We start from the raw sequence: 26338 nt of genomic DNA, 5'->3' as shown, positions 1-26338 counted from the left end.
AACGTAGGAGCGAGCAAAGCTCGCGATGCGCCGCGCGGGCGGCGCTCGATCCAGCAGGCGCTGCACCCGTTACGCCAAACAGCCGTCAGCCCTGATACCGCCAAAGGCCTATTGCTCCTTGGCTTCATCCATCTTCAGCGCGCCATCTTCAAAGATATTCAGCTTCTGGCGCAACTCGCGGGGCTGCATGGGCGCCTGGTCGTTGTCATTGTCGGCCTTGGGCGCAGCGGGTGCGGCAGCGCCGGGCGCCGACGCCGGGGCGGCGGGCGCTTGTTTCGAACCTTGCTCGCCCTCGATATCACGCTGGGCCTTCTTGGTCAGCACGATGATGTCGATGCGGCGGTTCACCGGGTTGAACGGGTTCTTGCGGTCGAACAGCGATGACGACGCATAGCCCACCACCCGCGCCACCTGATCGTCCGGGTACCCGCCGGCCACCAGCGCCCGGCGCGCCGCGTTGGCGCGGTTGGCCGACAGCTCCCAGTTGCCGAACTCGCCAGTGCCCGCATAGGGCTTGGCGTCGGTGTGGCCGCTGACACTGATCTTGTTCGGTACGGTCTTGATAGTGTCTGCCATCGCCAGCAGGATGTCTTCGAAATACGGCTGCAGGCGTGCGCTGCCGATGTCGAACATTGGTCGGTTCTCGGCATCCATGATCTGGATACGCAGGCCGTCCTGGGTGATCTCGAACAGGATCTGGTCCTTGAACTTCTGCAATTGCGGGTTTTCTTCCACCTTGTTCTGCAGCTCTTGCAGCAGCAGTTCCAGGCGCTCCCGCTCGACCTGCTCGGCCATGGTTTCGACTTGGTCCTTGTTCACCTCGATGGTGTTGTCGGGGGTAGGCTCGGACTTCTCCGTCGGGTTGATGGTTTTTTCCGGGGCCAGTTCAGGCGAGCCGCCCAGGTCGATGACGTAGGGCGTGCCACTTTCCGAAAAACCGATCGGGTCCTTGAAGTAGCCGGCGATGGCGATCTTCTGCTCCGGCGTGGCCGTGGAAAGCAGCCACAGCACCAGGAAGAACGCCATCATGGCCGTCGCGAAGTCGGCAAAGGCGATTTTCCAGGCGCCGCCGTGATGGCCGCCGCCAAAGCGCTTTACGCGCTTGACGATGATGGGCTGGTTGTTTTCCATGGATCAGCGACCGCGTACCGCTTGTTCCAGCTCGGAGAAGCTGGGGCGATGCTTGGGGTACAGCACCTTGCGCCCGAACTCCACGGCCAGCGATGGCGGCATGCCCGAGGCCGACGCCACCAGTGAAGCCTTGATCGATTCGTAGAGGTTCAGCTCCTCCTTGGCATCGTGCTCCAGGCACTTGGCCAACGGGCCGAAGAAGCCGTAGGCCGCCAGAATACCGAAGAACGTACCCACCAGCGCCGCGCCTACGTGCATGCCGATGGCCGCCTGGTCGCCGTCGCCCAGCGAGGCCATGGTCACCACGATACCCAGCACCGCAGCCACGATACCGAAGCCGGGCATGCCGTCGGCCACGCCGGTCACCGCATGCGACGGGTGCTCCAGCTCTTCCTTCATGCTCAGCAGCTCCATGTCGAACAGGCCCTCGAGCTCATGTGGGGCCATGTTGCCGGTGGACATGATGCGCAGGTAATCGCAGACGAACGCGGTCATGCGTTCATCGGCCAGCACGGTCGGGTACTTGGCAAAGATCGGGCTGGCAGAGGCATCCTCGATGTCGGCCTCGATGGCCATCATGCCCTCACGGCGGCTCTTGTTCAGAATCTCGTACACCAGCCCCAGCACTTCAAGGTAGTAGGCATGGGTGAAGCGCGAGCCGAACATCTTCATCGACTTCTTGATGACGTGCATGGTCATGTAGCCGGGGTTGGCCTGCAGGAATGCACCAAAGGCCGCACCGCCGATGATCAGTACTTCGAACGGCTGGATCAGTGCCGCGATCTTGCCGTGGGAGAGCACGTAGCCGCCGAGCACGCTCGCGAATACGACGATGATGCCGATAATTTTAGCCATAGATTCAAAGCACTTGCTGTCGTGGTCAGGGGATGTGGCGGAAGCGTCAAAACTCTTCTTCTACTTATCGGCAGAACTGCGCCAGACTATAGCCACTCAAAGCGAAAAGCCAGTTCGGACTGATGTCAAAATGCCAATCGAAACCAAGGTACCCGGCCAGGCTCCACGTACGTTAGAGGCCTGGGTAAAGCTGCTGGAAAGCATTCGCATACCTGTGCCCAAGCACAGCTATGACCGGGTAATGGCGGCCATCAACGACAATCGCCGCTCACTGCGCGATATCGCCGAACTGATGCAGGATAGCCCCGCCCTGGTGCTGTCGGTGATGCGTGAAGCCAACCACCCCACCAACGCCAGCCAGGCCGAGCCTGCCGAAAGCCTGGAGGTGGCCCTCAACCGCCTGGGGCTGGAGCGCAGCGCGCAGTTGCTCAAGCGCCTGCCATCAGTGCCAGCCGAGAACATCCCGCCGGTGCTCTGCCAGTTCCAGCTGATCAGCCAGCATGCCTCGCAGCAGGCCAGTGGGCTGTTCGCCAGCCGCCTGGCGCGGCTCTGGCAGGAAATCCACTGGGGCAGCCTGCTGTTCCTGTCGCCACTGTGGCCACTGGCGCTGGCCCACCCCAAGCTGCTGGACACCTGGGAGCTGCGGGTCATCCATAAAGGCGAGGTGGCCGCAGAGGTCGAGCATGAACTGTTTGGCGTACGTATCCTGGAGCTGTGCCGGGCCATGGCCGAGCACTGGCGCCTGCCACAGTGGGTCACGCTGGGCTATCGCCTGCTGCTCGAGGAGCGTGAGCAACTGGCACAGGTGCTTAACATCGCCCGCGACGAAGACCTGCTCAGCCAGCAACACAGGCTGGACGCCGAGCCCGGGCTGCGACGCTGGTTCAACCAGCCGGCCAACACCGTACTGCTGGCCAACAACCTGGCCCTGGCCGCCCAGGTGGGCTGGGACAACCCGCACCTGCTGCGCTGGCAACTGCTGACCGCGCTTTACCTGCAGACGTCGCTGGAAGACGTGCAGCAGCAAATGCACCAGCAGGCCGCTGCCAGTGCCCGCCGCCATGCCAGGCTGGCACTGTTCCACCCCGCCGAAGCGCTGATCTGGCCCTGGCACCAGCGCCGACCGCACCCAGACATGCTGGCACCGCCGCCCCCTACCAGTGACGACCTGGCACGTTGGCGCACGCTCTGCCAGGACCTGCTGGCCCAGCCGACCCCGTTCACCAACACCGTCCACCTCGCCACCCAGGCACGCGAAGCCCTGCTGGCCTGCGGCATGCAGCGCGTACTGCTGCTCGGGCTCGACCGGGCCAACGACTGCCTGCGCGTGCAGCAGGTGGCCGGCCTGCCCAAGGAGGCCGCGAGCCTGGTGCTGCCCGTTGCGCCGAACAAGCTGTTACAAAAGTTGATGGCCCAGGCGGGGCAGTTGCGCATTACCCCCGAGAACCACACCCAGTTCAACGCCCTGCTGCCCGCCCCACTGCGTGCCCTGTTCCGCGGCGAGCACGTGCTGCTGCGCTCCCTGGCGGTGAATGACCAGGTACTCATGCTGATGGTCGCCGACCAGGGCTGCAGGCCCATGGCCGACATCAGCGTGCAGGCCTTCGGCAAGACCGCACAATGCATCGAGCGGGCCCTGACCGTGTTTGCCAACCGCAAGGCCTGAGCCTTGCGCTACAATCGCCCCTCTTTGCACACTGGAGACCGTGGATGAGCGACTTTTCCGGCCTGCCGCTGGTGATCGAGCCCGCAGACCTGCTGCCACGCCTGGCTTCGCCCCAGCTGATCCTGGTCGACCTGAGCAGCGCGAACCGCTATGTCAGTGGGCATGTCCCGGGCGCGCACTTTGTCGACGGCAAACGCACCCAGCTCGGTCAGCCACCGGCCCCTGGCCTGCTGCCAGCGCTGGGCGACCTGGAAAAACTGTTCGGTGAGCTGGGCCACCGTGATGATGCGGTGTACGTGGTGTACGACGATGACGGCGGCGGCTGGGCCGGGCGCTTCATCTGGTTGCTCGACGTGATCGGCCACACGCGCTACCACTACCTCAATGGCGGCATCCAGGCGTGGCCTGCGGACAAACTGTCCACCGAGGCCCCGGCCAAGGGCACTACGCCAGTGGCACTGCACATCGACACTACGCCCACTGCCACCCGCGAGTACCTGCAAAGCCGCCTGGGCGCCGACGACCTGGTCATCTGGGATGCCCGCGGTCCGCAGGAATTCAGTGGCGAGAAAGTGCTGGCGGCCAAGGGCGGGCACATACCCGGTGCGATCAACTTCGAGTGGACCGCCGGCATGGACCTCAACGACCACCTGCGCATCCGCCCTGACATCGCCCAAGTGTTGCAGCAACTGGGCATCACCCCGGACAAGGAAGTGATCACCCACTGCCAGACCCACCGCCGCTCCGGTTTCACCTACCTGGTGGCCAAGGCCCTCGGCTACCCACGTGTCAAAGCCTATGCCGGCTCGTGGAGCGAATGGGGCAACCACCCGGACACGCCTGTAGAAGTCTAAGGAACCTGCATGAAATCCCGTCTGTTCATTATCAGCCAGTACCTGCTGCCGCACCACCTGCTGTCACGGCTGGCCGGCTGCGTCGCCGAGTGCCGTGTGCGCTGGTTCAAGAATGCCTTTACCGCCTGGTTCGCCAAACGCTACCAGGTCGACATGAGCGAAGCGCTGGTCGAAGACCTGAGCGCCTATGAGCACTTCAACGCCTTCTTCACCCGCGCCCTGAAGCCAGGTGCACGGCCGCTGGACGACACGCCCGGCAGCATCCTGTGCCCTGCAGACGGTGCAGTCAGCCAGCTCGGCCCCATCGAGCACGGCCGCATCTTCCAGGCCAAGGGCCACGGCTACAGCGCCCAGGAACTGCTGGGCGGCGACCCGGCCATGGCTGCGCCATTCATGGGCGGCGAGTTTGCCACCATCTACCTGTCACCCAAGGACTACCACCGCGTGCACATGCCGCTGGCAGGTACCCTGCGCGAGATGGTGTACGTGCCCGGCCGGCTGTTCTCGGTAAACCAGACCACGGCAGAGAACGTGCCAGAGCTGTTCGCGCGCAACGAGCGCGTGGTGTGCCTGTTCGACACCGAGCGCGGCCCGATGGCGGTGGTGCTGGTGGGGGCGATGATCGTGGCCTCTATCGAGACCGTATGGGCAGGGCTGGTGACGCCACCCAAACGTGAGCTGAAAACCTTCCGCTACGACGAAGCCAGCCGCGCGCCCATCCACCTGGAGAAAGGTGCCGAATTGGGCCGCTTCAAGCTGGGTTCGACTGCCATCGTCCTGTTCGGGCCACAGCAGGTGAAGTGGGCGCAATCGCTGGGCGCAGCCTCTGCCGTGCGCATGGGGCAGCAGCTCGGCCTGCCAGCCTGATGCCCTGCTGGGGATAACGCCGCCTGCGTGTGGAGTGCGTTCCCCCCCGCAGCAGGCGGCTAACGCTGCGCCTACGCCGACTGCGCGTCGCGGTCGCGCAGGCCCAGCAGGTACAACACCCCATCCAGCCCCAGGGTCGAAATGGCCTGTTTGGCCGACTGGCGCACCAGGGGCTTGGCGCGGAACGCCACGCCCAGGCCTGCCAATGACAACATCGGCAAATCGTTGGCGCCATCGCCCACGGCGATGGTCTGCTCAAGCTGCAAGCCCTCTTCGCTCGCCAGCTTCTGCAGCAGCTCGGCTTTGCGCTGAGCGTCCACGATCGGCTCCACGGCCACACCGGTCACCTTGCCGTCGACCACTTCCAGCTCGTTGGCAAACACATAGTCGATGCCCAGCCGCGCCTGCACCTGGCGGGCAAAATAGGTGAAGCCGCCCGACAGAATGGCCGTTTTGTAACCCAGCCGCTTGAGCTCGGCAAACAGGGTCTCCGCCCCTTCGGTGAGGCGCAGCGACGCACCGATCTGGTCCAGCACACCCACGTCCAGGCCCTTGAGCAGCGCCATGCGCTCCTTGAAACTGGCGCGAAAATCCAGCTCGCCGCGCATCGCCCGCTCGGTGATCGCCGCCACCTGCTCACCCACGCCCGCAGCCTTGGCCAGTTCGTCGATCACCTCGGCCTCGATCAGCGTCGAGTCCATGTCGAATACCGCCAGGCGGCGGTTGCGGCGGAACAGGTCGTCCTTCTGGAAGGCAATGTCGATGCTGAGCGCTTCGGACAAGGCAAAGAACTCGGCCCGCAACGCCTGGGCATCATCAGGCTCACCGCGCACCGAAATCTCGATGGCCGCCTTGCCCTTGCTGGTATCGGCATCCAGCGCCACACGGGCAGACAACCGCTCGATGCGCTCGATGGTCAGGTTGTGCTGGCTGATCACCGCACTGACCTGCTGCAGTTGGTCCGGGGTGATCTTGCGGCTCAACAGGGTCACCACGTGGCGCGCGTCACCGTGGCCGTCGGCCCACTGCTGGTAATCCGCCTCGGAAATCGGCGTGTAGCGCGCCTGCAGGTTCAGCTCGTGGGCCTTGGCCTGCACGCTCTGCAACAGCTTGGTGGCCACTTCGTTGTCGGGGATGTCCACCAGGATGCCGAACGACAAGGTGCCGTGCATCACCGCCAGGCCGATGTCGAGAATGCTCACCCCGCCCTGCAGCAGGACGCCAGTGATGGCAGCAGTGAGACCGGGGCGATCTTCACCGGTGATGTTGATCAGGACGATTTCGCGCACAACCTGGCTCCGACTTCGATGAAAAATGCGCATTCTACCGACTTTCCGTGACCATCGGGCGCCAACGATACTTTGCCGACAAAACCCGGGTCGCTATACTGCCCCCCACTTCATGCCATTAAGAGCCGAGCTCAGTGAACCGGCCCACGCCCGTCAAAGCAGACAACTTCTTCCTGATGATCTATCGCGCCCTGAGTCAACGTCGCGTGCCACTGGCACTGCGCATCGCCTGCACCAACATCTTCCTGGTGGCCCTGGCGCTGGTGATCTATGCCTGCGTGATGGGTTTGCAGTTCAAGCAGGCCATGCACGAGCAGGCCGACGCGCTGGGGCAGAGCCTGACCACGCAGACGGCCACCTCGGCGACCGAACTGCTGGTGGCCAACGACATCCTCAGCCTCAATGTGCTGCTGGGCAACTTGGTGAAGAACCCGCTGGTGGCCCATGCGGCTATCTATAGCGTCGACAACCGCATCCTCGCCGAAGCCGGGCAGCGCCCGCGCAACAGCCTGATCGGGGAAACCGAGGGGGTCTACCAGACCAAGATTACCTTCCAGGACGTCACCGCCGGGCAACTGCGCATCAGCCTGGACATGAGCCAGTTCCAGCAACCCATGCTGATCAGCCTGCAGAGCATGGGCATCCTGGCCGCCATCCTGCTGGTACTGGCACTTACCCTCAGCCTGCGCCAGGGCCGCTACATCACCCTGCCACTGTTGCAACTGCGGGTGTGGCTGCGTGACCCACAGCACTACACCCCGGCCACCGACCGCCAGGACGAGATCGGCGATATCGCCCGCCAGCTGCACGCACGCCTGGCCCCGCCACCGCCTCCAGAGCCGGAACCGGAGCTGGAAGACGAGGACGAGCTGGAGCATGACCTGCACAGCGCACCTGCCGCCAAGCCTGCACCACGAGCAAGGCCGGCTGCAGTGGACGAAGACGATGACGAAGCCTTTGCCGGCCTGCTGGATGACGACGCGCCCAAACCGCTGCCCATCGAGTCGGATGAACCCCAGTTCAGCGCCATACTGGCCGTGCAGCTGGGCTCGCAGGAGCAGCTGCGGCGCCTGCCACGTACCCGTCTGGCCGAGCTGACCGAACGCTACCAGGACTGCCTGGAGCAAGCCGCCTCGCTGTATGACGGTGAAACCCACACCCTCAATGACGGCAGCACGCTGGTGCTGTTCCACAGCCGCGAGTGCGGTGAGGACTACCTGACCAATGCCATCTGCTGCGGCGAGCTGCTGCGCGCCCTGGGCCATGCGCTGCAAATCGAGGTGGCCGACAGCGGCATTACCCTGCAATTGCAGCTCGGCCTGACCCTGGGTAACGACCTGCACGGGCTTGAGCTGGTAGACGTGCTGATGGCAGAAAAGGTACAGGACGCACTGGCCCTGTCGCAGCACAGCCGCAACCTGCTGCTGGTGGAACGCAAGATCAGCGACGACGCGCTGATCCGCCAACGTGCCCGCATCCGCCCCATCGCCAGCCCAGAAGGCGCATGCTGCGTAGAGCGCCTGATGGAGCCCTACCCCTCCATGCTCGAGCGGCAACTGGCGCGCATGCACGAGGGCCGGGTCTGACACCCACCCCAGCAGCCGCACGCAAAAAAGCCCGCATCAGCGGGCTTTTTCTTACTTAACGCCAAGATCAGAACCGATAGACTTCCATATCGGTACGAATCGGGGACGCCATGGGGATCTTCGATTTCTCAGGCTGCTTCTTCACCTGCGCAGGTGCAGCAGGTTTTTTCGGCGCAACCTCGGCAATCGCAGGCTGGTTGGCCAGAGGCTTCACGGCCGTGCTCAGCTGCTCAGCCAGCTTTTGCAACAGCTGGCCCTGGGCCTGCACCTGGGATGCTTCGCTGCCCTCGTGCTGTTGCTCAAGGTGAACGATGCGGTTGTCACGTACCTGGCCACGGCGGTCGAGTACGCGCCACTGGGCATCCAGAATGGCCGGTTGGTTCTTGCCTGAGTCCAGCCGCGTGATCGACAGCAGCACCTGCACATCCGGGCTGAAACCCGCTGTGGCCGGCGCCAGCACCACACGCTGGCTGTCCAGGCGCCAGGCCAGCTGGCGGACAAGCAGTTGGTCGATGTCCGAAGAAAGGCTACCGGCCCAACGGCCATCGGTGGCGGCGCTCAGGCTGCCGTCAGCCTGGCGTTGCAGAAAGGTTTCGCGTTGCAGGTAGTCGGCCACCGAGACAGGGCCCAGCACCACGGCCATGCCAGCACTCTGCGACGGCTGGCCAGGCTCACCGCTGTCGAGCTGGTACAGGGCCACAGGCTGATGCATGGTGCACCCACCCAAGCCCAGCAAGCCAGTCATCAACAGCGCAAAGGGAATGCGCAGAAATTTCATCATCCCATCCAGGCGGATGCCTTCAGGCATACCGCAGTGATACACAATTATTCAAACGGGCGCACGGCCAAGCCGGCGCCGCAAGGGGCATATCATCCGCGAAATGGCGGCCCGACTCCAGCATTTCTGCCCGCACAGGCGGTGAAATCGCCAATGCGGGCCTTGCGGGCGTCAGGCCGGGAGCTCGACCTGCAACCCGTCGACCCGCTGGAAGCCACGTGGCAACTTGCTACCGCGTCGGCCACGCTCGCCCTTGTAGTGCTCCAGGTCATCTGCCTTGAGCGACAGCGTGCGCTTGCCAGCCCGCAGCACCAGCGTGGCGCCCTCGGCGATCACGGCAATATCGGTGACGAACTCTTCACGGCTGGCCACCCGATCACCCGGCACCCCGATGATCTTGTTGCCCTTGCCCTTGCCCAACTGCGGCAGGTCGCTGACCTTGAACACCAGCAACCGCCCTTCGGTGGTCACCGCCGCCAGCCAGTCCTGCTCACGGCTGGCCACCGGGCGCGGGGTCATCACCTTGGCACCGTTGGGCAGGTTCAGCAGGCCCTTGCCGGCCTTGTTCTTGGCCTGCAGGTCTTCACCCTTGACCACGAAGCCATAGCCCGCGTCGGATGCCACCACGTACAGCGCATCGTCTTCGGGCATCAATACGCAGTCGAAGGTGGCACCCGGTGGCGGGGTCAGGCGCCCCGTCAGCGGCTCGCCCTGCCCCCGGGCAGACGGCAGGCTGTGGGCCGCCAGCGAATAACTGCGTCCTGTGGAGTCGATCAGCACGGCAAACTGGTTGGAACGCCCGGCAGCGGCAGCCTTGAAGCCATCGCCGGCTTTGTACGACAGGCCCGTGGCATCGATATCGTGCCCCTTGGCACACCGCACCCAGCCTTTTTCGGACAGCACCACGGTAACGGGCTCGGTCGGCATCAGCTCGTTTTCCGAAAGGGCCTTGGCTTCGGCACGCTCGACGATCGGCGAACGGCGGTCGTCCCCATAGGTTTCGGCATCCTTGATCAGCTCACTGCGCACCAGCTTGCGCAGCTTCGCCTCGGAACCCAGCAGGGCCTGGAGCTTGGCCTGCTCCTTGAGCAATTCGTCCTGTTCGCCGCGGATCTTCATTTCTTCCAGACGGGCCAACTGGCGCAGGCGGGTCTCGAGAATGTAGTCGGCCTGGATTTCAGTCAGGTCGAAGCGGGCAATCAGGGCCTGCTTGGGCTGGTCTTCGGTGCGGATGATGTGGATCACTTCATCCAGGTTGAGGAAGGCGGTGAGCAAGCCATCCAGCAGGTGCAGGCGCTTTTCCACCTTGTCCAGGCGGTGCTGCAGGCGGCGGCGCACCGTGTTGGTACGGAACTCCAGCCACTCCAGCAGCAGGGCACGCAGGTTTTTCAGCTGTGGCCTGCCGTCCAGGCCAATGATGTTGACGTTGACCCGGTAGCTGCTCTCCAGGTCGGTGGTGGCGAACAGGTGCTGCATCAGCTCAGCCGCATCCACCCGGTTGGAACGCGGGATGATGACGATGCGGCAGGGGTTCTCGTGGTCGGACTCGTCCCGCAGGTCGGCCACCATTGGCAGCTTCTTGGCCTGCATCTGCGCGGCAATCTGCTCCAGCACCTTGGCACCGGAGACCTGGTGCGGCAGCGCGGTCACGACGATATCGCCATCTTCGACGCGGTACACGGCGCGCATGCGAATGGAGCCGCGCCCGCTTTCGTACATCTTCAGGATCTCGGCACGCGGCGTGATGATTTCCGCCTCGGTCGGGTAATCCGGCCCCTGGATGTGCTCGCACAGTTGCTCGATGGTGGCCTTAGGCTCGTCCAGCAAACGGACGCAGGCACTGGCCACTTCGCGCAGGTTGTGCGGCGGCACGTCGGTGGCCATGCCCACGGCGATACCGGTGGTGCCGTTGAGCAGAATGTTGGGCAGGCGCGCCGGCAGCACGGCCGGTTCCTGCAGGGTGCCATCGAAGTTGGGTACCCAGTCCACGGTGCCCTGGCCCACTTCGCTGAGCAGTACTTCGGCGTAGCGCGACAGACGCGCCTCGGTGTAACGCATGGCCGCGAACGACTTGGGATCGTCCGGCGCACCCCAGTTACCCTGGCCGTCGACCAAGGTGTAGCGGTAGCTGAACGGCTGCGCCATCAGCACCATGGCTTCATAGCACGCCGAATCACCGTGGGGGTGGAACTTGCCGAGTACGTCACCCACCGTACGCGCCGACTTCTTGTGCTTGGCGTCGGCGTCCAGCCCCAACTCGCTCATGGCGTACACGATGCGCCGCTGCACGGGCTTGAGGCCGTCACCGATGTGCGGCAGGGCGCGGTCCATGATCACGTACATGGAGTAGTTGAGGTAGGCCTGTTCGGTGAAGTCAGCCAGTGAGCGGCGTTCTACGCCATCCAGGCTGTCTTGTAAGTCGCTCATGCGAGCCTCGTCATTTCAGGTTCTGGCGCAACAGCATGGTGCCGCCGCGCTGGGTAAATTCAAGTTGTTTCAGGGCGCTCATGCCCAGCAGCACAGTGTCGTCGTCCAGGCCGGGTATCACCACCGCGCGCACGTTCTGCAGGTGGATATCACCCAGTTGCAGGTCTGCAAGGCGCGTGCTGTAACCGGCAGCCCGGCCATTGGCGGTGCTCAGCACCACGGGGCTGCCGCGGGTGAGCCCCAGCTTGCCAGCCAGGGTTTCGGGTACGGCCACGTCCGTGGCGCCGGTGTCGAGCATGAAGTGCACCAGCTGGCCATTGATGGCGCCATCGGCCACGAAGTGGCCCTGGCCATTGCCCAGCAGGCGCACCTCGATAAAGCCTTGCCCATGGGACGACTGGACCTGGGCGTTGGGGTTGCGCTGGCGGTCTTCCCAGTCACCAAAGTAGCGGGTGGCCAAAAACAACGCGGCCGCCCAGGCCAGGATCATCAGTACCCTGCCCGCACGCCTGCCGGGGGCCTGGCTCATGGCTTGGCGCTCCAGCCGCCTTGCGGCGCGGCGAAGCGCCAGACGATGGGGCGTGCCTCGCCGTCGGCCCGGGCAGCCTCGTTGTTGTCCAGGCCGACCCAGGCGCCTTTGGCATCGATCACCAGCGCTTCGGCCACGCCGAACGGCTGGTCGTAACGGCGGTGCTCAACCAGTGCATCGGCAGCGAACGACCAGCAACGCTCCACCTGGCCGGTGTCTACGTCGCGCCGGCAAATACGGTAGGCATTGCGCTCAAGGGTGAACAGCTTGCCCTCGAACCAGGCCAGGTCGGCAAAGTCCCGCGAACGCGGCCGGGCGTTGGGCATCTGCGCGGGCTGCATCTCGGTACCGGCTTCGCTCAGCAGCACACAGCCACGGCCACAGGACCACACCGACTGCTGCCGTTCGATGGCCACCAGGCCACGGCGCTCACGCTCTGCCGCCAGCCACAGGCGGTCCCCTGCCGGGTTGATCGCCAGGCCTTCGAACAACGCATTGAAGTTCAGCAACATGCCGCTGGCACGGGCCTGGCGCACCATGGCCGAGTCAATCTTCAGCCAGCCCGGCTCACCCGCCTCGGGCAGTTGCAGCACCGCTGCATGGGCCTCACTGACCAGGTAGAGGTTGCCCGCCTTGTCACAGGTGAGGCCCTCGAAATCCAGCTCGCCACCGCGCACCAGGCCCGCAAGCCAGGTGCGGGTCTTGAGCCCCCATGGCAAGCCGCTTTCCGGTACCGCTGGCGGATCGAACAGCAGAGGTTCGGCACGCCACACGCGGGCTTGCTGGTCGAGGCGGTAGATGCGGTCGTCATCACGGTCCGACACCCCCCACAGGCTGCCCCGGCACTGGGCCAGGCCAGACAGGTTGCCGGCACGCATGCCGTCGATGGGGTGCTCGGCGACCAACTGCAACTCGGGCCATTCGCCTGCCACGCTCGACAGGGCAGCCAGCGCCAGCAAGGCCGCCAGAAGCAGACGGATCAAACCATGACCTCGGCCAGGTTGCCTTTGGTTTCCAGCCAGGCCTTGCGGTCACCCGCACGCTTCTTGGCCAGCAGTTTGTCCATCAGCTCGCAGGTGGTCTGTACGTCGTCCAGGGTCAGTTGCACCAGGCGCCGGGTGTTCGGGTCCATGGTGGTTTCGCGCAGCTGGGGCGGGTTCATTTCGCCCAGGCCCTTGAAGCGCGTAACCTGGGGCTTGCCGCGTTTCTTCTCGGCCACCAGGCGGTCGAGGATACCGTCGCGCTCGGCTTCATCCAGGGCGTAGTAGATTTCCTTGCCCAGGTCGATGCGGTACAGCGGTGGCATGGCCACATAGACGTGCCCGGCTTCGACCAGGGCGCGGAAGTGCTGGACGAACAAGGCACACAACAGGGTGGCGATGTGCAGGCCGTCGGAGTCGGCGTCGGCCAGGATGCATACCTTGCCATAACGCAGCTGTGCCAGGTCGGTGGCCCCCGGGTCTACGCCAATGGCCACGGCAATGTTGTGCACTTCCTGGCTGGCCAGCACTTCACCGCCATCCACTTCCCAGGTGTTGAGGATCTTGCCGCGCAGGGGCAGGATGGCCTGGAACTCCTTATCCCGCGCCTGCTTGGCCGAGCCGCCAGCCGAGTCACCCTCGACCAGGAACAGCTCGGCGCGCATCGGGTCCTGGCCTGCGCAGTCCGCCAGCTTGCCAGGCAGTGCCGGCCCCTGGGTGATGCGCTTGCGCTCGACCTTCTTGCTCGCCTTCAGGCGCCGCCCAGCATTGCTGATGGCCAGCTCGGCCAACTGCATGCCCAGCTCGGGGTGGGCGTTGAGCCACAGGCTGAAGGCATCCTTGACCACACCGGAAACGAACGCCGCCGCCTCGCGGGACGACAGCCGCTCCTTGGTCTGCCCGGAGAACTGCGGGTCCTGCATCTTCATCGACAGCACGAAGGTGATGCGCTCCCACACGTCCTCCGGCGCCAGCTTCACGCCACGGGGCAGCAGGTTACGGAACTCGCAGAACTCGCGCATGGCGTCGAGCAGGCCCTGGCGCAGGCCATTGACATGGGTACCGCCCTGGGCGGTGGGGATCAGGTTGACGTAGCTTTCCTGAATGCTGTCGCCGCCTTCGGGCAGCCACAGCAGGGCCCAGTCCACCGCTTCCTTGTTACCGGCCAGGCTGCCGCAGAACGGCTCGTCGGGCAGGCGCTGGAACTCGCTGACCGCGTCCACCAGGTAGGAGCGCAGGCCATCTTCGTAGTGCCACTCCACCTTCTCGCCGCTGGTCTTGTCTTCGAACGTGACCAGCAGGCCCGGGCACAGCACGGCCTTGGCCTTGAGCACGTGCTTGAGGCGGCTGACAGAGAACTTGGGCGAATCGAAGTACTTGGGGTCCGGGCTGAAATACACGCTGGTGCCGGTGTTGCGCTTGCCCACCGAACCGACCACCTCCAGCTCGCTGGCCTTGAAGCCATCGGCGAAGGTCATCTGGTATTCGTTGCCGTCACGTTTCACGCGCACACGAACCTGGGTGGACAAGGCGTTCACCACCGAGATGCCCACGCCGTGCAGGCCGCCGGAGAACTGGTAGTTCTTGTTGCTGAACTTGCCGCCGGCGTGCAGCTTGGTCAGGATCAGCTCAACGCCGGAAACCCCTTCCTCGGGGTGGATGTCCACCGGCATGCCACGGCCATCGTCGCTGACCTCCAGCGAGTGGTCGGCATGCAGGGTCACCTGCACCGAACGGGCGTGGCCGGCCAGGGCTTCGTCGACGCTGTTGTCGATGACTTCCTGGGCCAGGTGGTTGGGGCGGCTGGTATCGGTATACATGCCCGGCCGCTTGCGGACCGGGTCAAGGCCCGAGAGGACTTCGATGGCGTCTGCGTTATAGGCGCTAGCGCTGGGATTGGCCATGGGGTCTCGTCGTCAGTCTGGTGAATGCGAAAAAATCAAAATACAGAAAAATCGAGGGCCGCATACTGCGCGCGCTCAATGCCGGCAAACGCCAGCAAGGCCGGCAGCCGTTCGGCGAAGCCCTGGAAACTGTGGTCCCCACCTGCCTGGATGCGCAGGGCACAGGCGCGGTAGTAGCGCTCGGCATGCCGGTAGTCCAGGGTTTCGTCGCCGGTTTGCAGCCAGACCTGGTAACGGCTGGCGTCAGCCGGCGGTGGTACCTCCAGCGCCGCCAGGGCCTGGACGTGGTCGTGGGTGAGTTCCCAGGCCTCGCCAGTATGGTGGTTGTGCTGGGTGCCCAGGTAGCCGTCAAACAGCGTGTGCGGGTTCACGGCCGGGTTGATCAGCAACGCCTTAAGGCCATGGCGCTCGGCTAGGTGGGTGGCATAGTAGCCGCCCAGCGAACTGCCGACCAGCAACGGCGCGCCCAGCTCGGCGATGGCAGCTTCCAGTTGGGTGATGGCAGTGCGTGGGTGATGGTGCAAGGCAGGCAGGCGCAACTGCTCGGCCAGGCCGATCTGCTGCATGACAGCCTCCAGCTGGCGCGCCTTGGTGGACAGCGGCGAGCTGTTGAAGCCATGGATATAGAGGATGGAACCCGACATGCTGCCCCCGGAATCTGTGACTTCGCGCCTGGTGACGCCGGCGCAGGGACGCGCAGTGTAGCGCGTTCGACGGGTTTTGACGCTGCGTGGCGGGTTTGGCAACACTTTTACCGCTCAGCGCTGGTGTACCCGTCAGTACCCTGGGCTGTCGAAGTCCAGCGCCACGACGAAGTCCCGCGCCCGCTCAACCCCCGTCTCGATCATTCCGTCGGCATGCAGGCGCAGCCAGCGGTAGCCTGGCTGCTCGTGGCTGACCTGGAAGTCCTCGCTGCGCGCCGCGAACTGGATGCAGGTAGAAGGTGTAGCCAGTAGCCGTCGGCCCTCGCCCCATTCATCCCATTCTTGATGCACGTGACCCCACAGCAAGGCGCGCACCTGTGGGTAACGCGCCACCACTGCGAACAGCGCCGGGGCGTTGCGCAGGGCGATGGGGGCGATCCAGGCACAGCCGATGTCCACGGGTTGATGGTGCATGCACACCAGGCAGTGCCGCCCGCCCGCACTGGCCAGCGCGGCATCCAGCAGCGCCAACTGGGCATCGTCGAGCCAGCCGTGAGCGGCGCCCGGCACGGCCGTATTGAGCATGATGATGCGCCAAGCGCCCCGGTCTGTAACGGGTTGCACCAACTCGGGCGCAACCTGAGCCATGACTTGGGCTTCGTCATGGTTGCCTGGCAACCAGCGGGCAGGTGCGGCAAAGCCTTCGGTCAGTTGGCGAAACGCTGCGTAAGACGCAACGCTGGCATCCTGGGACAGGTCACCGGTGCACAACAGCAGGTGGGTGTCCGGCTGCTCGCGCAATGCCTGGGCCACCACATGGCGCAGGCTGTCACGGGTATTCAGGCCCAGCATGCTGCCGCCAGGGTCGGCAAACAGGTGAGCATCGGTCAGTTGCACCACATTCACGGTGCCGGCAGGGTTCAGGTGCGGCAACGGCCGTCTCCTTTCAGCGGGCGCTTGCCAGTTCGTGGCCACAGGCCAGGCAATGGCTCAGCCACTCACCCAGAAACAGGTTGAGCTGGGCCTTTTCGTCCGGCTGGTGCATGGCATCATTGGGGTAGGGATAGATGCTGCGCAGCCGGCGGGCATGCTCGGCGCTGACCACTTCGGCCATGCGCGCGTCGTGGTACACCTGCACCTCCATGACCGGTACCGGCAGCCAGGGCAAGCTGTGCTCCTGGCGCACGCGCAGGGTAGTGGTATAGGGGCAGGCCAGCACCACTTCGAGCACCAGTACACCGAGCATCTGGTCGCCCTGGGTCATGCCGATGCGGCGCGAACTCTGGGTGCTGCGCATGTCGGGCAGCAGCCGCATCAGCCGGGCGTAATTGGCTTCGCAGGCGGCCTGCAGCCCGGCCAGGTCGACCCGGTAGCGCTCGCGCAACAGGTTCACTTCCACATACCCCGGACTTCGTCACGGTTCAGCGCCAGCCATTGCAGACCAATGATGGTAGCGGCGTTGCAGATACGGCCGTCACGCACCGCCTGCAGGGCATCCTCGAACGACCAGACGCGCACGCGGATGTCCTCGCCTTCGGCCTCCAGGCCATGCAGGCCACCCGCCCCCTCGGCACTGCAACGGCCCAGGAACAGATGGACGTATTCATCACTGCCGCCCGGTGAGGGGAAGTAGCGGGTCATCGGCCACAGCGCGCTGAAGCTGAGGCCGGCCTCTTCCTCGGCTTCGCGGTGGGCGACCTCTTCGGGCTGCTCGTCCTTGTCGATCAACCCTGCAACCATCTCGATCAGCCAGGGGTTGTCGGCCTTGCCCAGGGCGCCGACGCGAAACTGCTCGATCAGCACCACTTCATCGCGTTGCGGGTCGTAGGGCAGCACGCACACCGCGTCGTGGCGCACGAACAGCTCACGGCTGATCTCGCGCCCCATGCCACCGGCAAACAGCTCATGGCGCAGTTGCAGCTTGTCGAGCTTGTAGAAGCCCTGGAAGCAGTTGGCCCGCTTGACGATCTCGACCGCCCGGGGCACTGAATTCAACGTGTCTGACATGGAAATCCTCATTACCTCGATACCGCTTCGCGCCATCCTACTCTGCACGCTGGCACGTTTCACCCCCCAGCAGCAACCGTTGGGGCACACGGGACAGCAGGCCGTGTCTCTGTTAGCTTAGTGGCGAACTGAAGGCCGCGCCGACAGTCAAAGGCCGACTTTTCCCTGTTCTTGCAAGGATCATCATGACACTTGTCAAACTGACTTCCGTGGCTGTGCTGGCCATGGCCCTGGGTGCTTGCCAGAGCCTGTTCGCGCCCAACTACCGAGCCCCCCTCGAGGTCAAGCGCGAGGCCTGGGAGCACGTGAAACCCGGCTGCAGCGAACGTGACTGCCCGCTGGTGAACATTGATACCGTGCACTTCCCGGCGCTGCCCAAGCTTGACGCAATCGTTGAAAAACGCCTGCTGCAGCTGACCGAAGACAACGCGCGCGGCAGCGTACCGGCCACGCTGCAAGCCTACGAGCAGCAGTACCTGGCCAGCGCCGACAAGCGCAACAGCAGCTACCTGCAGGCCAAGGTACGCGAGCAGCATGACGGCTTGGTGATCGTCGAGCTGTCCAGCTACCTGGACACCGGCGGTGCCCATGGCATGCCGGGCCGCGCGTTCATCAACTACTCACGCAAGCTGGACAAGGTGCTGACCTTGCAGGACATGCTGGTACCCGGCCAGGAAGACACGTTCTGGAAGACCGTCGAGGAGTCCCACCGTGCCTGGCTGATCAGCGTCGGCATGGACAAGGACGCCGAGTTCCTCAAGACCTGGCCGTTCAAACGTTCGCCGCACATTGCCCTGACCTACGGCGCGGTGGTGGTGAAGTACGAGGTGTACGCCATCGCGCCGTATTCCATGGGCCATGTAGAGCTGAAAATCCCCTACCCGCGCCTCAACGGCGTGATCAAGCCTGAACTGTTCCCCGGCCGCGGCTGAGGCTCAGTACACCGTAGGTCAGCCCTGCCAGCAGCACCGCCGGCAGGGTAGCCCCCAGGTCCGGCGCCTGCGCTGCGATCACGTGGTAGGCCACCGCGCCGATTCCCCAGGCCAGCAACGCCGGCCAGTGCAGCCCCGTGGCCTGGGTCGGCAGGCGGCGACGGCGCACCCCGTAATGGTCCACCAGTACCACGCCGAACAGCGGCGCGAACACCGAACCGATCAGCAGCAGGAAGTTCTCGTACTGGGCCAGCGGGGCCAACAAGGCAATCAGGGTGCACAGCACACCGATCACTAGGGCCAGGTGCTCGACCTTCACCGGCACCAGCACGCCGCTGGACACCGCTGCCGAATGGATATCGGCGAAGGCCTTTTCCGATTCGTCCAGCAAGATGAGCAGCAACGGGATGCCCATGCCCGCCCCCGCCAAGGCCAGCAGCAATGCATTGACCTCGCCGCTGGCAGCGAAGGCGAGGGTGTAGGCCACGCCAAGGCTCATCAGCCAGGTATTGCCGATGAAGTAGCCCAGCACCGTGCCACCGAACACCTGCCGGCCATCACGGGCGAAGCGCGAATAGTCGGCGATCAGCGGCAGCCATGACAGGGGCATGGCGATGACGATGTCAAAGCCCACCGCCAGCGACATCGAGCCATCGCCGCTGCGGTTCCAAAGGGCGGCCAGGTCGGCCTTGGCGAACAGGTTCCAGGTCAGCCACAGGCAGGCGCCCAGCAGCAGCCAGATACCCCAGGCGCGCAAGATCTTGCGTACGAAGGCCAACGGCCCGCTGACTGCCAGCGCGGTGGCCAGGGCGCCGAAGCACAGCGTCCACAGCATGGGGCTGTTCCAGGCACTGTCTTCGCCGAACGCGCGTGCGCCCAAAAGGCTCGCGGCGTCGCGCATGACGATGATTTCAAAGGCGCCCCAACCCACCAGTTGCAGCAGGTTGAGCAGCGCCGGTAACCGTGCGCCATGGCTGCCCAGGCTGAGCTTCAGGGTACCCATGGCGGACAGCCCGGTGTCGCTGCCGATCACCCCGGCGGCGCCCAATAGCAGCACCCCGACACCTGTGCCCAGGGCGATGGCAAGCACCGCGCCGGCAAGGCCCAGGCCCGGTGCCAACATGGCGCCGACTTGCAGCACCATCAGGCCGATGCCGAGGGAGAACCACAGGGAGAACAGGTCGCGGGCGCCAAAGATGCGCCTGGCAGCGGGGACCGGGTGGTCGGGGGAGAACGGGCTGGGGGTGGTCATTGTTGTGATCGCCGAGAAGGTTGAGGTGTGTGCTGAAGCGGCTGGCCGCTTCGCGGGTAAACCCGCTCCCACAGGGCAGTTCACATTCCTGTGGGAGCGGGTTTACCCGCGAAGGAGCCAGCCGGTTCGGTGCAGGTGTAAAGCCGGTTACACCTTGTGGTACAGCTGGCTGCCTTCCTGGCGGAACCGCTCGGCCTGCTCACGCATGCCCTGCTCCACCGTAACGTCAACGGTTTCGATCTTGGCGGCGTACTCGCGCACTTCCTGGGTGATCTTCATGGAGCAGAATTTCGGCCCGCACATGGAGCAGAAGTGCGCGACCTTGGCCGACTCCTTCGGCAGGGTTTCGTCGTGGAACGCGCGGGCGGTGTCCGGGTCCAGGCCCAGGTTGAACTGGTCCTGCCAGCGGAACTCGAAGCGTGCCTTGGAAAGCGCGTTGTCACGGATCTGCGCGCCGGGGTGCCCCTTGGCCAGGTCCGCAGCGTGGGCAGCGATCTTGTAGGTGATGATGCCGGTCTTCACGTCGTCCTTGTTCGGCAGGCCCAGGTGCTCCTTGGGCGTGACGTAGCAGAGCATGGCGCAGCCGAACCAGCCGATCATCGCCGCACCGATGCCCGAGGTGATGTGGTCGTAGCCCGGTGCGATATCGGTGGTCAGCGGGCCAAGGGTGTAGAACGGCGCTTCGTCACAGCATTCAAGCTGCTTGTCCATGTTCTCCTTGATCAGCTGCATGGGCACATGGCCGGGGCCTTCGATCATGCATTGCACGTCGTGCCTCCAGGCAATCTTGGTCAGCTCGCCCAGGGTTTCCAGCTCGCCGAACTGGGCAGCGTCGTTGGCATCGGCAATCGACCCCGGGCGCAGGCCATCGCCCAGCGAGAAGCTGACGTCGTAGGCCTTCATGATTTCGCAGATTTCTTCGAAATGGGTGTAGAGGAAGTTCTCCTGATGGTGCGCCAGGCACCACTTGGCCATGATCGAACCCCCGCGGCTTACGATGCCGGTGACGCGCTTGGCGGTCAGCGGTACATAGCGCAGCAACACCCCGGCGTGGATGGTGAAGTAGTCCACGCCCTGCTCGGCCTGCTCGATCAGGGTATCGCGGAACAGCTCCCAGGTAAGGTCTTCGGCCACGCCGTTGACCTTTTCCAGGGCCTGGTAGATAGGCACGGTGCCAATCGGCACTGGCGAATTACGGATGATCCACTCGCGTGTTTCATGGATGTGCTTGCCGGTGGACAGGTCCATGACCGTGTCCGACCCCCAGCGGATGCCCCACGTCAGCTTGGCCACCTCCTCCTCGATGGAGGAACCGAGTGCGCTGTTGCCGATATTGCCGTTGATCTTCACCAGGAAGTTGCGGCCGATGATCATCGGCTCCAGCTCTGGGTGGTTGATGTTGGCCGGGATGATCGCACGGCCACGGGCAACCTCTTCGCGCACGAACTCCGGGGTGATCTGCTGCGGGATACTGGCGCCAAAGCTGTGCCCGGCGTGCTGCTCGGCCAGCAGGCCCGCGGCCCGGGCTTCCTGCAGCTTCATGTTCTCGCGGATGGCCACGTATTCCATTTCGGCGGTGATGATGCCCTGGCGGGCATAGTGCATCTGCGAGACGTTGGCACCGGGCTTGGCCCGGCGCGGGTTGCGCACGTGGGCGAAGCGCAGCTTGGCGAGTTCGGCATCGTTCAGGCGCTCCTGCCCGAAGTGGGAGCTGAGCCCGGCCAGGCGCTCGGTATCACCGCGTGCCTCGATCCAGGCCGAACGCACATCGGCCAGCCCCTTGCGCACGTCGATGAGCACGCTGGGGTCAGTGTAGGGGCCGGAGGTGTCGTAGACCAGCACCGGGGCGTTGGTTTCGCCACCAAAATCGGTGGGGGTGTCGTCCAGGCTGATCTCGCGCATGGGCACACGGATGTCCGGGCGCGAACCCTCGACATACACCTTGCGCGAGCGCGGAAACGGTTGCACGGACTGCTGATCGACCTGGGCCGATTCACTGAGGTTGATCGCTTTTTCTTGTTTGGTCATCACAGGCTCTCCAGACGGCTTCCAAGCAGTGGAATGTCGGGGTGAACCTGAAGGACGCGGATGCACTCCTAGACGGGTGCGGTGCCAAAGACGAGGTGCCAACAGCCGCAAGCAGCTGAGACATTCCCGGACCTGGCACAAGAGGCTCCCCGGGAAGGCGAGCAATCTTGTTCCCTACGCAGGCGCTAACCTGATCAGGTTCAACGGGATCCGCACCTATGCGATCTCAGCCTTTGCTTCAAGGCACCCCGACAAGAACATGCGCAGTCTAGACTGGAGTGGCCCGCAAAGCCAAGCGGCTATCGGCCCGGACGATCGGCGGTGAATAGGCGATTGTTGCCCGGGGCACACCGCACTACACTGCGTCATCGCACGATACTCAACAGTTCAGTAATTACATTTCGTACAAGGATTGCACCTATGCTGCGCAAACTTTCACTGGCCCTCGCCGTGTCTTGTGCATCCAACGCGATGGCCTGGGCAGCAGACGTGCCCCCAACGGTGAAGACCGACCTGGTCAGCGTCTACCAGGAAGCCGTGGACAACAACGCCGACCTGGCGGCAGCCCGCGCCGACTATGGCGCGCGGCGCGAAGTGGTGCCCCAGGCCCGTGCCGGGCTGCTGCCAAACCTGTCAGCGGGTGCCGAGATGATGAACACGCGCACCAAGCTCGACGAACCCTCGATCACCTCTACCCGCAGCGGCAACGCCTGGAGCGCGACACTGGCCCAGCCGATCTTCCGCGCCGATCGGTGGTTCCAGTTGCAGGCTGCCGAAGCAGTCAACGAGCAGGCCGCACTGGAATTGTCGGCCACCGAACAGAACCTGATCCTGCAGACCGCGCAAAGCTACTTTGCGGTCTTGCGCGCCCAGGACAACCTGGCTGCGACCAAAGCCGAAGAGGCCGCGCTCAAGCGCCAACTGGACCAGTCCAACGAACGCTTCGACGTGGGCCTGTCGGACAAGACCGACGTGCTGCAATCCCAGGCCAGCTACGACACCGCCAGGGCCAACCGCATCATTGCCGACCGCCAGGTGCAGGATGCCTTCCAGGCCCTGGTCACCCTCACCAACCGTGAGTACACGTCGATTCAGGGCGTGGTGCACAGCCTGCCGGTGCAGGTGCCGACCCCCAACGACGCCAAGGCCTGGGTAGAAACCGCAGGCCGGCAGAACCTGAACCTGCTGGCCACCAACTATGCGGTGTCTGCCGCCGAAGAAACCCTGCGCCAGCGCAAGGCCGGCCACGCCCCCACGGTGGATGCAGTGGCCAAGTACCAGAAGGGCGACAACGACAACCTGGGGTTCAGCAACCCGTCGCCGCTGGGCGTGCGCTATGGCGGTGACGTGGAACAGACCACGGTGGGCCTGCAACTGAACATCCCGATCTACAGCGGTGGCCTGACCAGCTCCCAGGTGCGCGAGGCTTACCAGCGCCTCAGCCAGAGCGAACAACAGCGTGAGAGCCTGCGCCGCCAGGTGGTGGAAAACACCCGCAACCTGCACCGGGCGGTGAATACCGACGTGGAGCAGGTGCAGGCGCGCAAGCAGTCGATCATTTCCAACCAGAGTGCGCTGGAAGCCACTGAAATTGGCTACCAGGTGGGCACGCGCAACATCGTTGACGTGCTGGATGCGCAGCGCCAGCTGTATACCTCGGTGAGGGATTACAACAACAGCCGCTATGCGTACATCCTCGATAGCCTGAGCCTCAAGCAGGCAGCCGGCACGCTCAGCCCGCAAGACCTGCAGGATCTGAAGGGCTACCTGAAACCGGACTACAACCCGGACAAGGATTTCCTGCCGCCGGACCTGGCGGCGGCGGCGGCCAAGAACTTCGAGCGCAGGCGCTGAAACGGGGGCTGCGTGGCGGCGGCCTTACCCTAACAACCCACTCAACCCATCGATCAACCGCTGCAACGCCCCCTGGTTGGCCCGCATCACTGCCCTGCCCGCCTCGCCCATGCGTCGGGCATCCTGCGGTAACTCGACCAGGCGCTGCACCGCCTGGGCCAGCCCGTCGGCATCGTCCACCTGTTGCAACGCCCCGGCCTCGCGCAGCATTGCGCTGATTTCGAGGAAGTTGAAGACGTGCGGCCCCATCAGCACCGGTAGCGCCAGCGCGGCGGGCTCCAGCGGGTTATGCCCCCCTGTCGCCACCAGGCTGCCACCCACGAAGGCGATGTCGGCCAGGGCATAGAGGAACAGCAACTCGCCCATGGTATCGCCCAGCAGCACCTGGCTCTGGCCCTGCACTGCGTCCCCAGCGGAGCGGCGTACCGTTGCGAACTGCTCGCTACACAGGGCATGCACGGCAGCGAAGCGCTCGGGGTGGCGCGGCACCAGAATCAGCAATGCATCGGCATGGTTCTTCAGCAGCTGCTGATGAGCCTGGAGAATCAGTGCGTCTTCGCCTTCATGGGTGCTGGCCGCGATCCACACCGGCCGCTGGGCTGCCCCCCACTGCTCGCGCAGCGCCTTGGCGCGTGGCAGCAGTTGCGGGTCGACTTGCAGGTCGAACTTGATCGACCCCGTCACCTGCACGCACTGCGGGCGCGCACCCAAGGTGCGGAAACGCTCGGCCTCCGCTTCGGTCTGCACCGCAATCAGGCTCATCTCGGCCAGCATGGGCCGGGTCAGCCTGGCAAAGCGGCCATAGCCACGGGCCGAACGCTCGGACAACCGCGCATTGGCCAGCGCGACCGGGATCGAGCGTTTGGCGCACTGATGGATATGGTTGGGCCATAACTCGGTTTCCATGATCACGCCCAGTTTCGGCTGCGCATGGTCCAGAAAACGCCCAGCCGCCCATGGCAGGTCATAGGGCAAGTAACAATGCTGCACCCGGGGTTCGTCGGCGAACAGGGCGCGAATACGCTCCGACCCGGTTGGGGTCATGCAGGTGAGCGTGATCGGCAACTGCGGGTAGGCCTTGAGCAATGCGCGCACCATCGGCGCTGCGGCGATGCTTTCACCCACCGACACCGCGTGTACCCATATACCGCCCTTGCGCATGGCTGGCAGTTTGAATGCAAAGCGCTCACCCACGCGCTGGCCGTAGGCAGGCGCCTTGCGCGCACGCAGGTACAGGCGCAGCGCAACGAGTGGCAGACCGAGGTGAAACAACAAGGTATAGAGAGTTCTGTTCATGGCGGCGGAGTTTACCCGATAGCACGCAGGTGTACCGCAAAGCGCTCGGCCAGCCACTGTGCGGCGGGCCCAAGTGGCTCGTCCCGGCGCCAGGCCAGTTCCACCACCAATGCAGGTGGGCGCCATTCACTGGCCAGCTCGACCATGTGCGCCTGATAGGTCGGGTATTGCACCACATGCCGCGGTAGCCAGGCCCAACCCAGGCCGCGCATCAGCAATTCGGCCATGGCGTAAAAGCTGTCGGCCCGCCACACCTGCGGGCTGATCGCTTCACCGCCCGGGTAGCCGCTCTGCTGGGGGGTAACCAGCAACTGGCGGTGGCGTGCCAGTTGCTGACGGGTCACCGGCCCGGCCTGCGCCAGTGGGTGGTCAACGGCGCACACGGTTACCATTTCCACACTCCCCAGGGCTCGCCGCTCCAGCGATGCAGGCATGCTTTCGTGGTGGAAGAACAGGCCAAGGTCGGCGCGCCGCTCGACCAGTTTGCGCGCTACGTCACCCTGGGCGCCGCTGGCCAGTTGCACTTCCAGAAACGGGTAACGGCTGGCCAGTTCATCCAGGCTGTCGATGACGGGCTGATAGGGCATGGCTTCGTCTTGCGCCACCCGCAACAGGGCTTCCTGGCCGCGCATCAGTGCCAGGGCACGGCCGTCCAGGCGTTCGCACTGGCGTAACAACTCGCGGGCATCGGCCAACAGGGCACTGCCGTTTTCAGTGAGTTTCGGCTGCCGACCGCTGCTGCGCTCGAACAGCGTGACGCCAAGGTCGGCTTCCAGCAAGGCGATGGCATTGCTGATTGCGGACTGCGCCCTGCCCTGCTCCCGCGCTACTGCTGAGAATGAGCGCAGCTCCGCCACGCGCAGGAAGGTGCGCAGCTGCTCCAGGTTCCATAGCTCGGCCATCAACCTATCTCCATACCAGATAGGTAATGACTTTACCGCATCCTGGCACCCTCTAGAATGCGCGCATCATCAGGAGAAACCATCATGAATGCCTACACCTACCTCGCCATCGCCATCTGCGCCGAAGTCATCGCCACTGCTTCGATGAAAGCGGTCAAAGGGCTGAGCACGCCGTTGCCGCTGCTGTTGATGGTGGTGGGCTACGGGATCGCGTTCTGGATGCTGACGCTGGTGGTGCGCAGCATTCCGGTGGGGATTGCCTATGCTGTGTGGTCGGGTTTGGGCATCGTGCTGATCAGCGTGGCGGCACTGGTGATCTACGGGCAGAAGCTGGACGTGCCCGCCATGCTGGGCATGGCCATGATTGTTGGGGGCGTGGTGGTGATTCAGGTGTTTTCCAAGACGGCGGGGCATTGATGCTTGGCTGGGAGGGCGCGAGCCGGGGCGGTTGGTTTGGATTGCTTGGGTAGAGGGTCGTTTGGTGTTCGCCATTGCAGTTGCGGCGACTGGGAGATCGAGCGCCGCCCGCGCGGCGCATCGCGAGCTGCGCTCGCTCC

At 64.5% G+C, this 26338-nt stretch carries 23 protein-coding genes and 1 riboswitch; of the genes, 7 read left to right on the top strand and 16 right to left on the bottom strand.

What is annotated here, in order from left to right:
• Nucleotides 1-108: 108 nt before the first annotated feature.
• Both motB and motA read right to left on the bottom strand, forming a co-directional pair.
• Complete coding sequence (gene motB / locus IAE36_RS21030) at nucleotides 109-1131, bottom strand: flagellar motor protein MotB (RefSeq protein ID WP_028631845.1); 1023 nt, start codon at nucleotides 1129-1131, stop codon at nucleotides 109-111.
• Between the two features lie 3 nt (nucleotides 1132-1134).
• Nucleotides 1135-1986: a flagellar motor stator protein MotA gene (motA, locus tag IAE36_RS21025; RefSeq protein WP_028631846.1), complete on the bottom strand. Its 852-nt coding sequence runs from the start codon at nucleotides 1984-1986 to the stop codon at nucleotides 1135-1137.
• A gap of 130 nt (nucleotides 1987-2116) precedes the next feature.
• Between motA and IAE36_RS21020 the strand changes: the two genes are divergently transcribed.
• Genes IAE36_RS21020 through asd form a run of 3 tightly spaced genes read left to right on the top strand, consistent with a single transcriptional unit; the run spans nucleotide 2117 to nucleotide 5373 of the window.
• Complete coding sequence (locus tag IAE36_RS21020) at nucleotides 2117-3652, top strand: HDOD domain-containing protein (protein WP_201165162.1); 1536 nt, start codon at nucleotides 2117-2119, stop codon at nucleotides 3650-3652.
• A gap of 44 nt (nucleotides 3653-3696) precedes the next feature.
• Nucleotides 3697-4506 (top strand): rhodanese-like domain-containing protein, encoded by an 810-nt coding sequence (locus tag IAE36_RS23770; protein WP_028631848.1) that lies wholly within the window; start codon nucleotides 3697-3699, stop codon nucleotides 4504-4506.
• 9 nt (nucleotides 4507-4515) lie between these two features.
• Nucleotides 4516-5373, top strand: coding sequence for an archaetidylserine decarboxylase (gene asd / locus IAE36_RS23765; protein ID WP_028631849.1), 858 nt, complete (start codon nucleotides 4516-4518; stop codon nucleotides 5371-5373).
• A gap of 71 nt (nucleotides 5374-5444) precedes the next feature.
• Here asd and serB read toward each other — a convergent pair whose 3' ends face one another.
• Complete coding sequence (gene serB, locus IAE36_RS21010; RefSeq protein WP_028631850.1) at nucleotides 5445-6662, bottom strand: phosphoserine phosphatase SerB; 1218 nt, start codon at nucleotides 6660-6662, stop codon at nucleotides 5445-5447.
• 134 nt (nucleotides 6663-6796) lie between these two features.
• On the opposite strand from serB, the gene IAE36_RS21005 reads away from it, so the two are divergent.
• Nucleotides 6797-8248 carry an AhpA/YtjB family protein gene (locus IAE36_RS21005; RefSeq protein ID WP_201214440.1) on the top strand — a complete coding sequence of 484 codons (1452 nt, stop codon included), beginning with the start codon at nucleotides 6797-6799 and terminating at the stop codon, nucleotides 8246-8248.
• 67 nt (nucleotides 8249-8315) lie between these two features.
• On the opposite strand, the gene IAE36_RS21000 is transcribed toward IAE36_RS21005, so the two are convergent.
• The 9 genes from IAE36_RS21000 to IAE36_RS20960 form a co-directional block, all read right to left on the bottom strand.
• Nucleotides 8316-9026 carry a PqiC family protein gene (locus IAE36_RS21000; protein ID WP_028631852.1) on the bottom strand — a complete coding sequence of 237 codons (711 nt, stop codon included), beginning with the start codon at nucleotides 9024-9026 and terminating at the stop codon, nucleotides 8316-8318.
• A 171-nt stretch (nucleotides 9027-9197) separates the two neighbouring features.
• On the bottom strand, nucleotides 9198-11453 hold the full coding sequence (parC, locus tag IAE36_RS20995; RefSeq protein WP_028631853.1) for a DNA topoisomerase IV subunit A: 2256 nt from the start codon (nucleotides 11451-11453) through the stop codon (nucleotides 9198-9200).
• A gap of 10 nt (nucleotides 11454-11463) precedes the next feature.
• Nucleotides 11464-11982, bottom strand: coding sequence for a retropepsin-like aspartic protease family protein (locus IAE36_RS20990; protein WP_201214439.1), 519 nt, complete (start codon nucleotides 11980-11982; stop codon nucleotides 11464-11466).
• On the bottom strand, nucleotides 11979-12965 hold the full coding sequence (locus IAE36_RS20985) for an esterase-like activity of phytase family protein (protein ID WP_201214435.1): 987 nt from the start codon (nucleotides 12963-12965) through the stop codon (nucleotides 11979-11981). The genes IAE36_RS20990 and IAE36_RS20985 overlap by 4 nt, the downstream gene beginning before the upstream one ends.
• Entirely contained in the window at nucleotides 12962-14866 is a 1905-nt protein-coding gene (gene parE / locus IAE36_RS20980; RefSeq protein ID WP_028631856.1) for a DNA topoisomerase IV subunit B, read from the bottom strand. Before parE ends, IAE36_RS20985 begins: the two co-directional genes overlap by 4 nt.
• A gap of 35 nt (nucleotides 14867-14901) precedes the next feature.
• Complete coding sequence (locus tag IAE36_RS20975) at nucleotides 14902-15510, bottom strand: YqiA/YcfP family alpha/beta fold hydrolase (RefSeq protein ID WP_201214432.1); 609 nt, start codon at nucleotides 15508-15510, stop codon at nucleotides 14902-14904.
• Nucleotides 15511-15642: 132 nt separating this feature from the next.
• On the bottom strand, nucleotides 15643-16416 hold the full coding sequence (cpdA, locus tag IAE36_RS20970) for a 3',5'-cyclic-AMP phosphodiesterase (protein WP_201214442.1): 774 nt from the start codon (nucleotides 16414-16416) through the stop codon (nucleotides 15643-15645).
• A 40-nt stretch (nucleotides 16417-16456) separates the two neighbouring features.
• Nucleotides 16457-16909, bottom strand: coding sequence for a DUF1249 domain-containing protein (locus IAE36_RS20965; RefSeq protein WP_028631859.1), 453 nt, complete (start codon nucleotides 16907-16909; stop codon nucleotides 16457-16459).
• Nucleotides 16900-17517, bottom strand: a complete 618-nt coding sequence (locus IAE36_RS20960; RefSeq protein ID WP_201214429.1) for an NUDIX domain-containing protein — start codon at nucleotides 17515-17517, stop codon at nucleotides 16900-16902. The genes IAE36_RS20965 and IAE36_RS20960 overlap by 10 nt, the downstream gene beginning before the upstream one ends.
• A 185-nt stretch (nucleotides 17518-17702) precedes the next feature.
• On the opposite strand from IAE36_RS20960, the gene IAE36_RS20955 reads away from it, so the two are divergent.
• Entirely contained in the window at nucleotides 17703-18449 is a 747-nt protein-coding gene (locus IAE36_RS20955; RefSeq protein ID WP_060480701.1) for an RsiV family protein, read from the top strand.
• Here the strand turns inward: IAE36_RS20955 and cytX are convergent.
• Together cytX and thiC are read right to left on the bottom strand one after the other, a co-directional pair.
• Nucleotides 18418-19701 carry a putative hydroxymethylpyrimidine transporter CytX gene (cytX, locus tag IAE36_RS20950; protein ID WP_201214414.1) on the bottom strand — a complete coding sequence of 428 codons (1284 nt, stop codon included), beginning with the start codon at nucleotides 19699-19701 and terminating at the stop codon, nucleotides 18418-18420. The two genes, IAE36_RS20955 and cytX, sit on opposite strands and share 32 nt — an antisense overlap.
• A gap of 147 nt (nucleotides 19702-19848) precedes the next feature.
• On the bottom strand, nucleotides 19849-21729 hold the full coding sequence (gene thiC, locus IAE36_RS20945) for a phosphomethylpyrimidine synthase ThiC (protein ID WP_201214411.1): 1881 nt from the start codon (nucleotides 21727-21729) through the stop codon (nucleotides 19849-19851).
• A gap of 154 nt (nucleotides 21730-21883) precedes the next feature.
• A riboswitch (TPP riboswitch) is annotated at nucleotides 21884-21990 on the bottom strand.
• A gap of 159 nt (nucleotides 21991-22149) precedes the next feature.
• Between thiC and IAE36_RS20940 the strand changes: the two genes are divergently transcribed.
• Complete coding sequence (locus tag IAE36_RS20940; RefSeq protein WP_201214409.1) at nucleotides 22150-23583, top strand: TolC family outer membrane protein; 1434 nt, start codon at nucleotides 22150-22152, stop codon at nucleotides 23581-23583.
• 24 nt (nucleotides 23584-23607) lie between these two features.
• Here the strand turns inward: IAE36_RS20940 and waaA are convergent, their stop codons facing one another.
• On the bottom strand, nucleotides 23608-24879 hold the full coding sequence (gene waaA, locus IAE36_RS20935; protein WP_201214408.1) for a lipid IV(A) 3-deoxy-D-manno-octulosonic acid transferase: 1272 nt from the start codon (nucleotides 24877-24879) through the stop codon (nucleotides 23608-23610).
• An 11-nt stretch (nucleotides 24880-24890) separates the two neighbouring features.
• Nucleotides 24891-25781: a LysR family transcriptional regulator gene (locus tag IAE36_RS20930; RefSeq protein ID WP_028631866.1), complete on the bottom strand. Its 891-nt coding sequence runs from the start codon at nucleotides 25779-25781 to the stop codon at nucleotides 24891-24893.
• A gap of 84 nt (nucleotides 25782-25865) precedes the next feature.
• Here IAE36_RS20930 and IAE36_RS20925 point away from each other — a divergent pair, with 84 nt between their 5' ends.
• Nucleotides 25866-26198 carry a DMT family transporter gene (locus tag IAE36_RS20925; RefSeq protein ID WP_028631867.1) on the top strand — a complete coding sequence of 111 codons (333 nt, stop codon included), beginning with the start codon at nucleotides 25866-25868 and terminating at the stop codon, nucleotides 26196-26198.
• The last annotated feature ends 140 nt before the right edge of the window (nucleotides 26199-26338 follow it).

Source organism: Pseudomonas sp. S36 (assembly GCF_016647875.1).
GTDB classification, from domain to species: Bacteria; Pseudomonadota; Gammaproteobacteria; order Pseudomonadales; family Pseudomonadaceae; genus Aquipseudomonas; species Aquipseudomonas parafulva.
The sequence above is the reverse complement of the archived record's forward strand: the minus strand, read 5'-3'. Positions and strand labels throughout refer to the sequence as shown.

What these genes read in the sequence shown, in the direction of transcription:
- thiC (WP_201214411.1), bottom strand. Translation starts at nt 21,729, where the DNA reads ATGACCAAACAAGAAAAAGCGATCAACCTCAGTGAATCGGCCCAGGTC.
- motB (WP_028631845.1), bottom strand. Translation starts at nt 1,131, where the DNA reads ATGGAAAACAACCAGCCCATCATCGTCAAGCGCGTAAAGCGCTTTGGC.
- IAE36_RS21000 (WP_028631852.1), bottom strand. Translation starts at nt 9,026, where the DNA reads ATGAAATTTCTGCGCATTCCCTTTGCGCTGTTGATGACTGGCTTGCTG.
- IAE36_RS20925 (WP_028631867.1), top strand. Translation starts at nt 25,866, where the DNA reads ATGAATGCCTACACCTACCTCGCCATCGCCATCTGCGCCGAAGTCATC.
- IAE36_RS20975 (WP_201214432.1), bottom strand. Translation starts at nt 15,510, where the DNA reads ATGTCGGGTTCCATCCTCTATATCCATGGCTTCAACAGCTCGCCGCTG.
- IAE36_RS20930 (WP_028631866.1), bottom strand. Translation starts at nt 25,781, where the DNA reads ATGGCCGAGCTATGGAACCTGGAGCAGCTGCGCACCTTCCTGCGCGTG.
- waaA (WP_201214408.1), bottom strand. Translation starts at nt 24,879, where the DNA reads ATGAACAGAACTCTCTATACCTTGTTGTTTCACCTCGGTCTGCCACTC.
- IAE36_RS20990 (WP_201214439.1), bottom strand. Translation starts at nt 11,982, where the DNA reads ATGAGCCAGGCCCCCGGCAGGCGTGCGGGCAGGGTACTGATGATCCTG.
- IAE36_RS20960 (WP_201214429.1), bottom strand. Translation starts at nt 17,517, where the DNA reads ATGTCAGACACGTTGAATTCAGTGCCCCGGGCGGTCGAGATCGTCAAG.
- IAE36_RS20940 (WP_201214409.1), top strand. Translation starts at nt 22,150, where the DNA reads ATGCTGCGCAAACTTTCACTGGCCCTCGCCGTGTCTTGTGCATCCAAC.
- motA (WP_028631846.1), bottom strand. Translation starts at nt 1,986, where the DNA reads ATGGCTAAAATTATCGGCATCATCGTCGTATTCGCGAGCGTGCTCGGC.
- IAE36_RS20955 (WP_060480701.1), top strand. Translation starts at nt 17,703, where the DNA reads ATGACACTTGTCAAACTGACTTCCGTGGCTGTGCTGGCCATGGCCCTG.
- parE (WP_028631856.1), bottom strand. Translation starts at nt 14,866, where the DNA reads ATGGCCAATCCCAGCGCTAGCGCCTATAACGCAGACGCCATCGAAGTC.
- asd (WP_028631849.1), top strand. Translation starts at nt 4,516, where the DNA reads ATGAAATCCCGTCTGTTCATTATCAGCCAGTACCTGCTGCCGCACCAC.
- IAE36_RS23770 (WP_028631848.1), top strand. Translation starts at nt 3,697, where the DNA reads ATGAGCGACTTTTCCGGCCTGCCGCTGGTGATCGAGCCCGCAGACCTG.
- parC (WP_028631853.1), bottom strand. Translation starts at nt 11,453, where the DNA reads ATGAGCGACTTACAAGACAGCCTGGATGGCGTAGAACGCCGCTCACTG.
- cytX (WP_201214414.1), bottom strand. Translation starts at nt 19,701, where the DNA reads ATGACCACCCCCAGCCCGTTCTCCCCCGACCACCCGGTCCCCGCTGCC.
- IAE36_RS21020 (WP_201165162.1), top strand. Translation starts at nt 2,117, where the DNA reads ATGCCAATCGAAACCAAGGTACCCGGCCAGGCTCCACGTACGTTAGAG.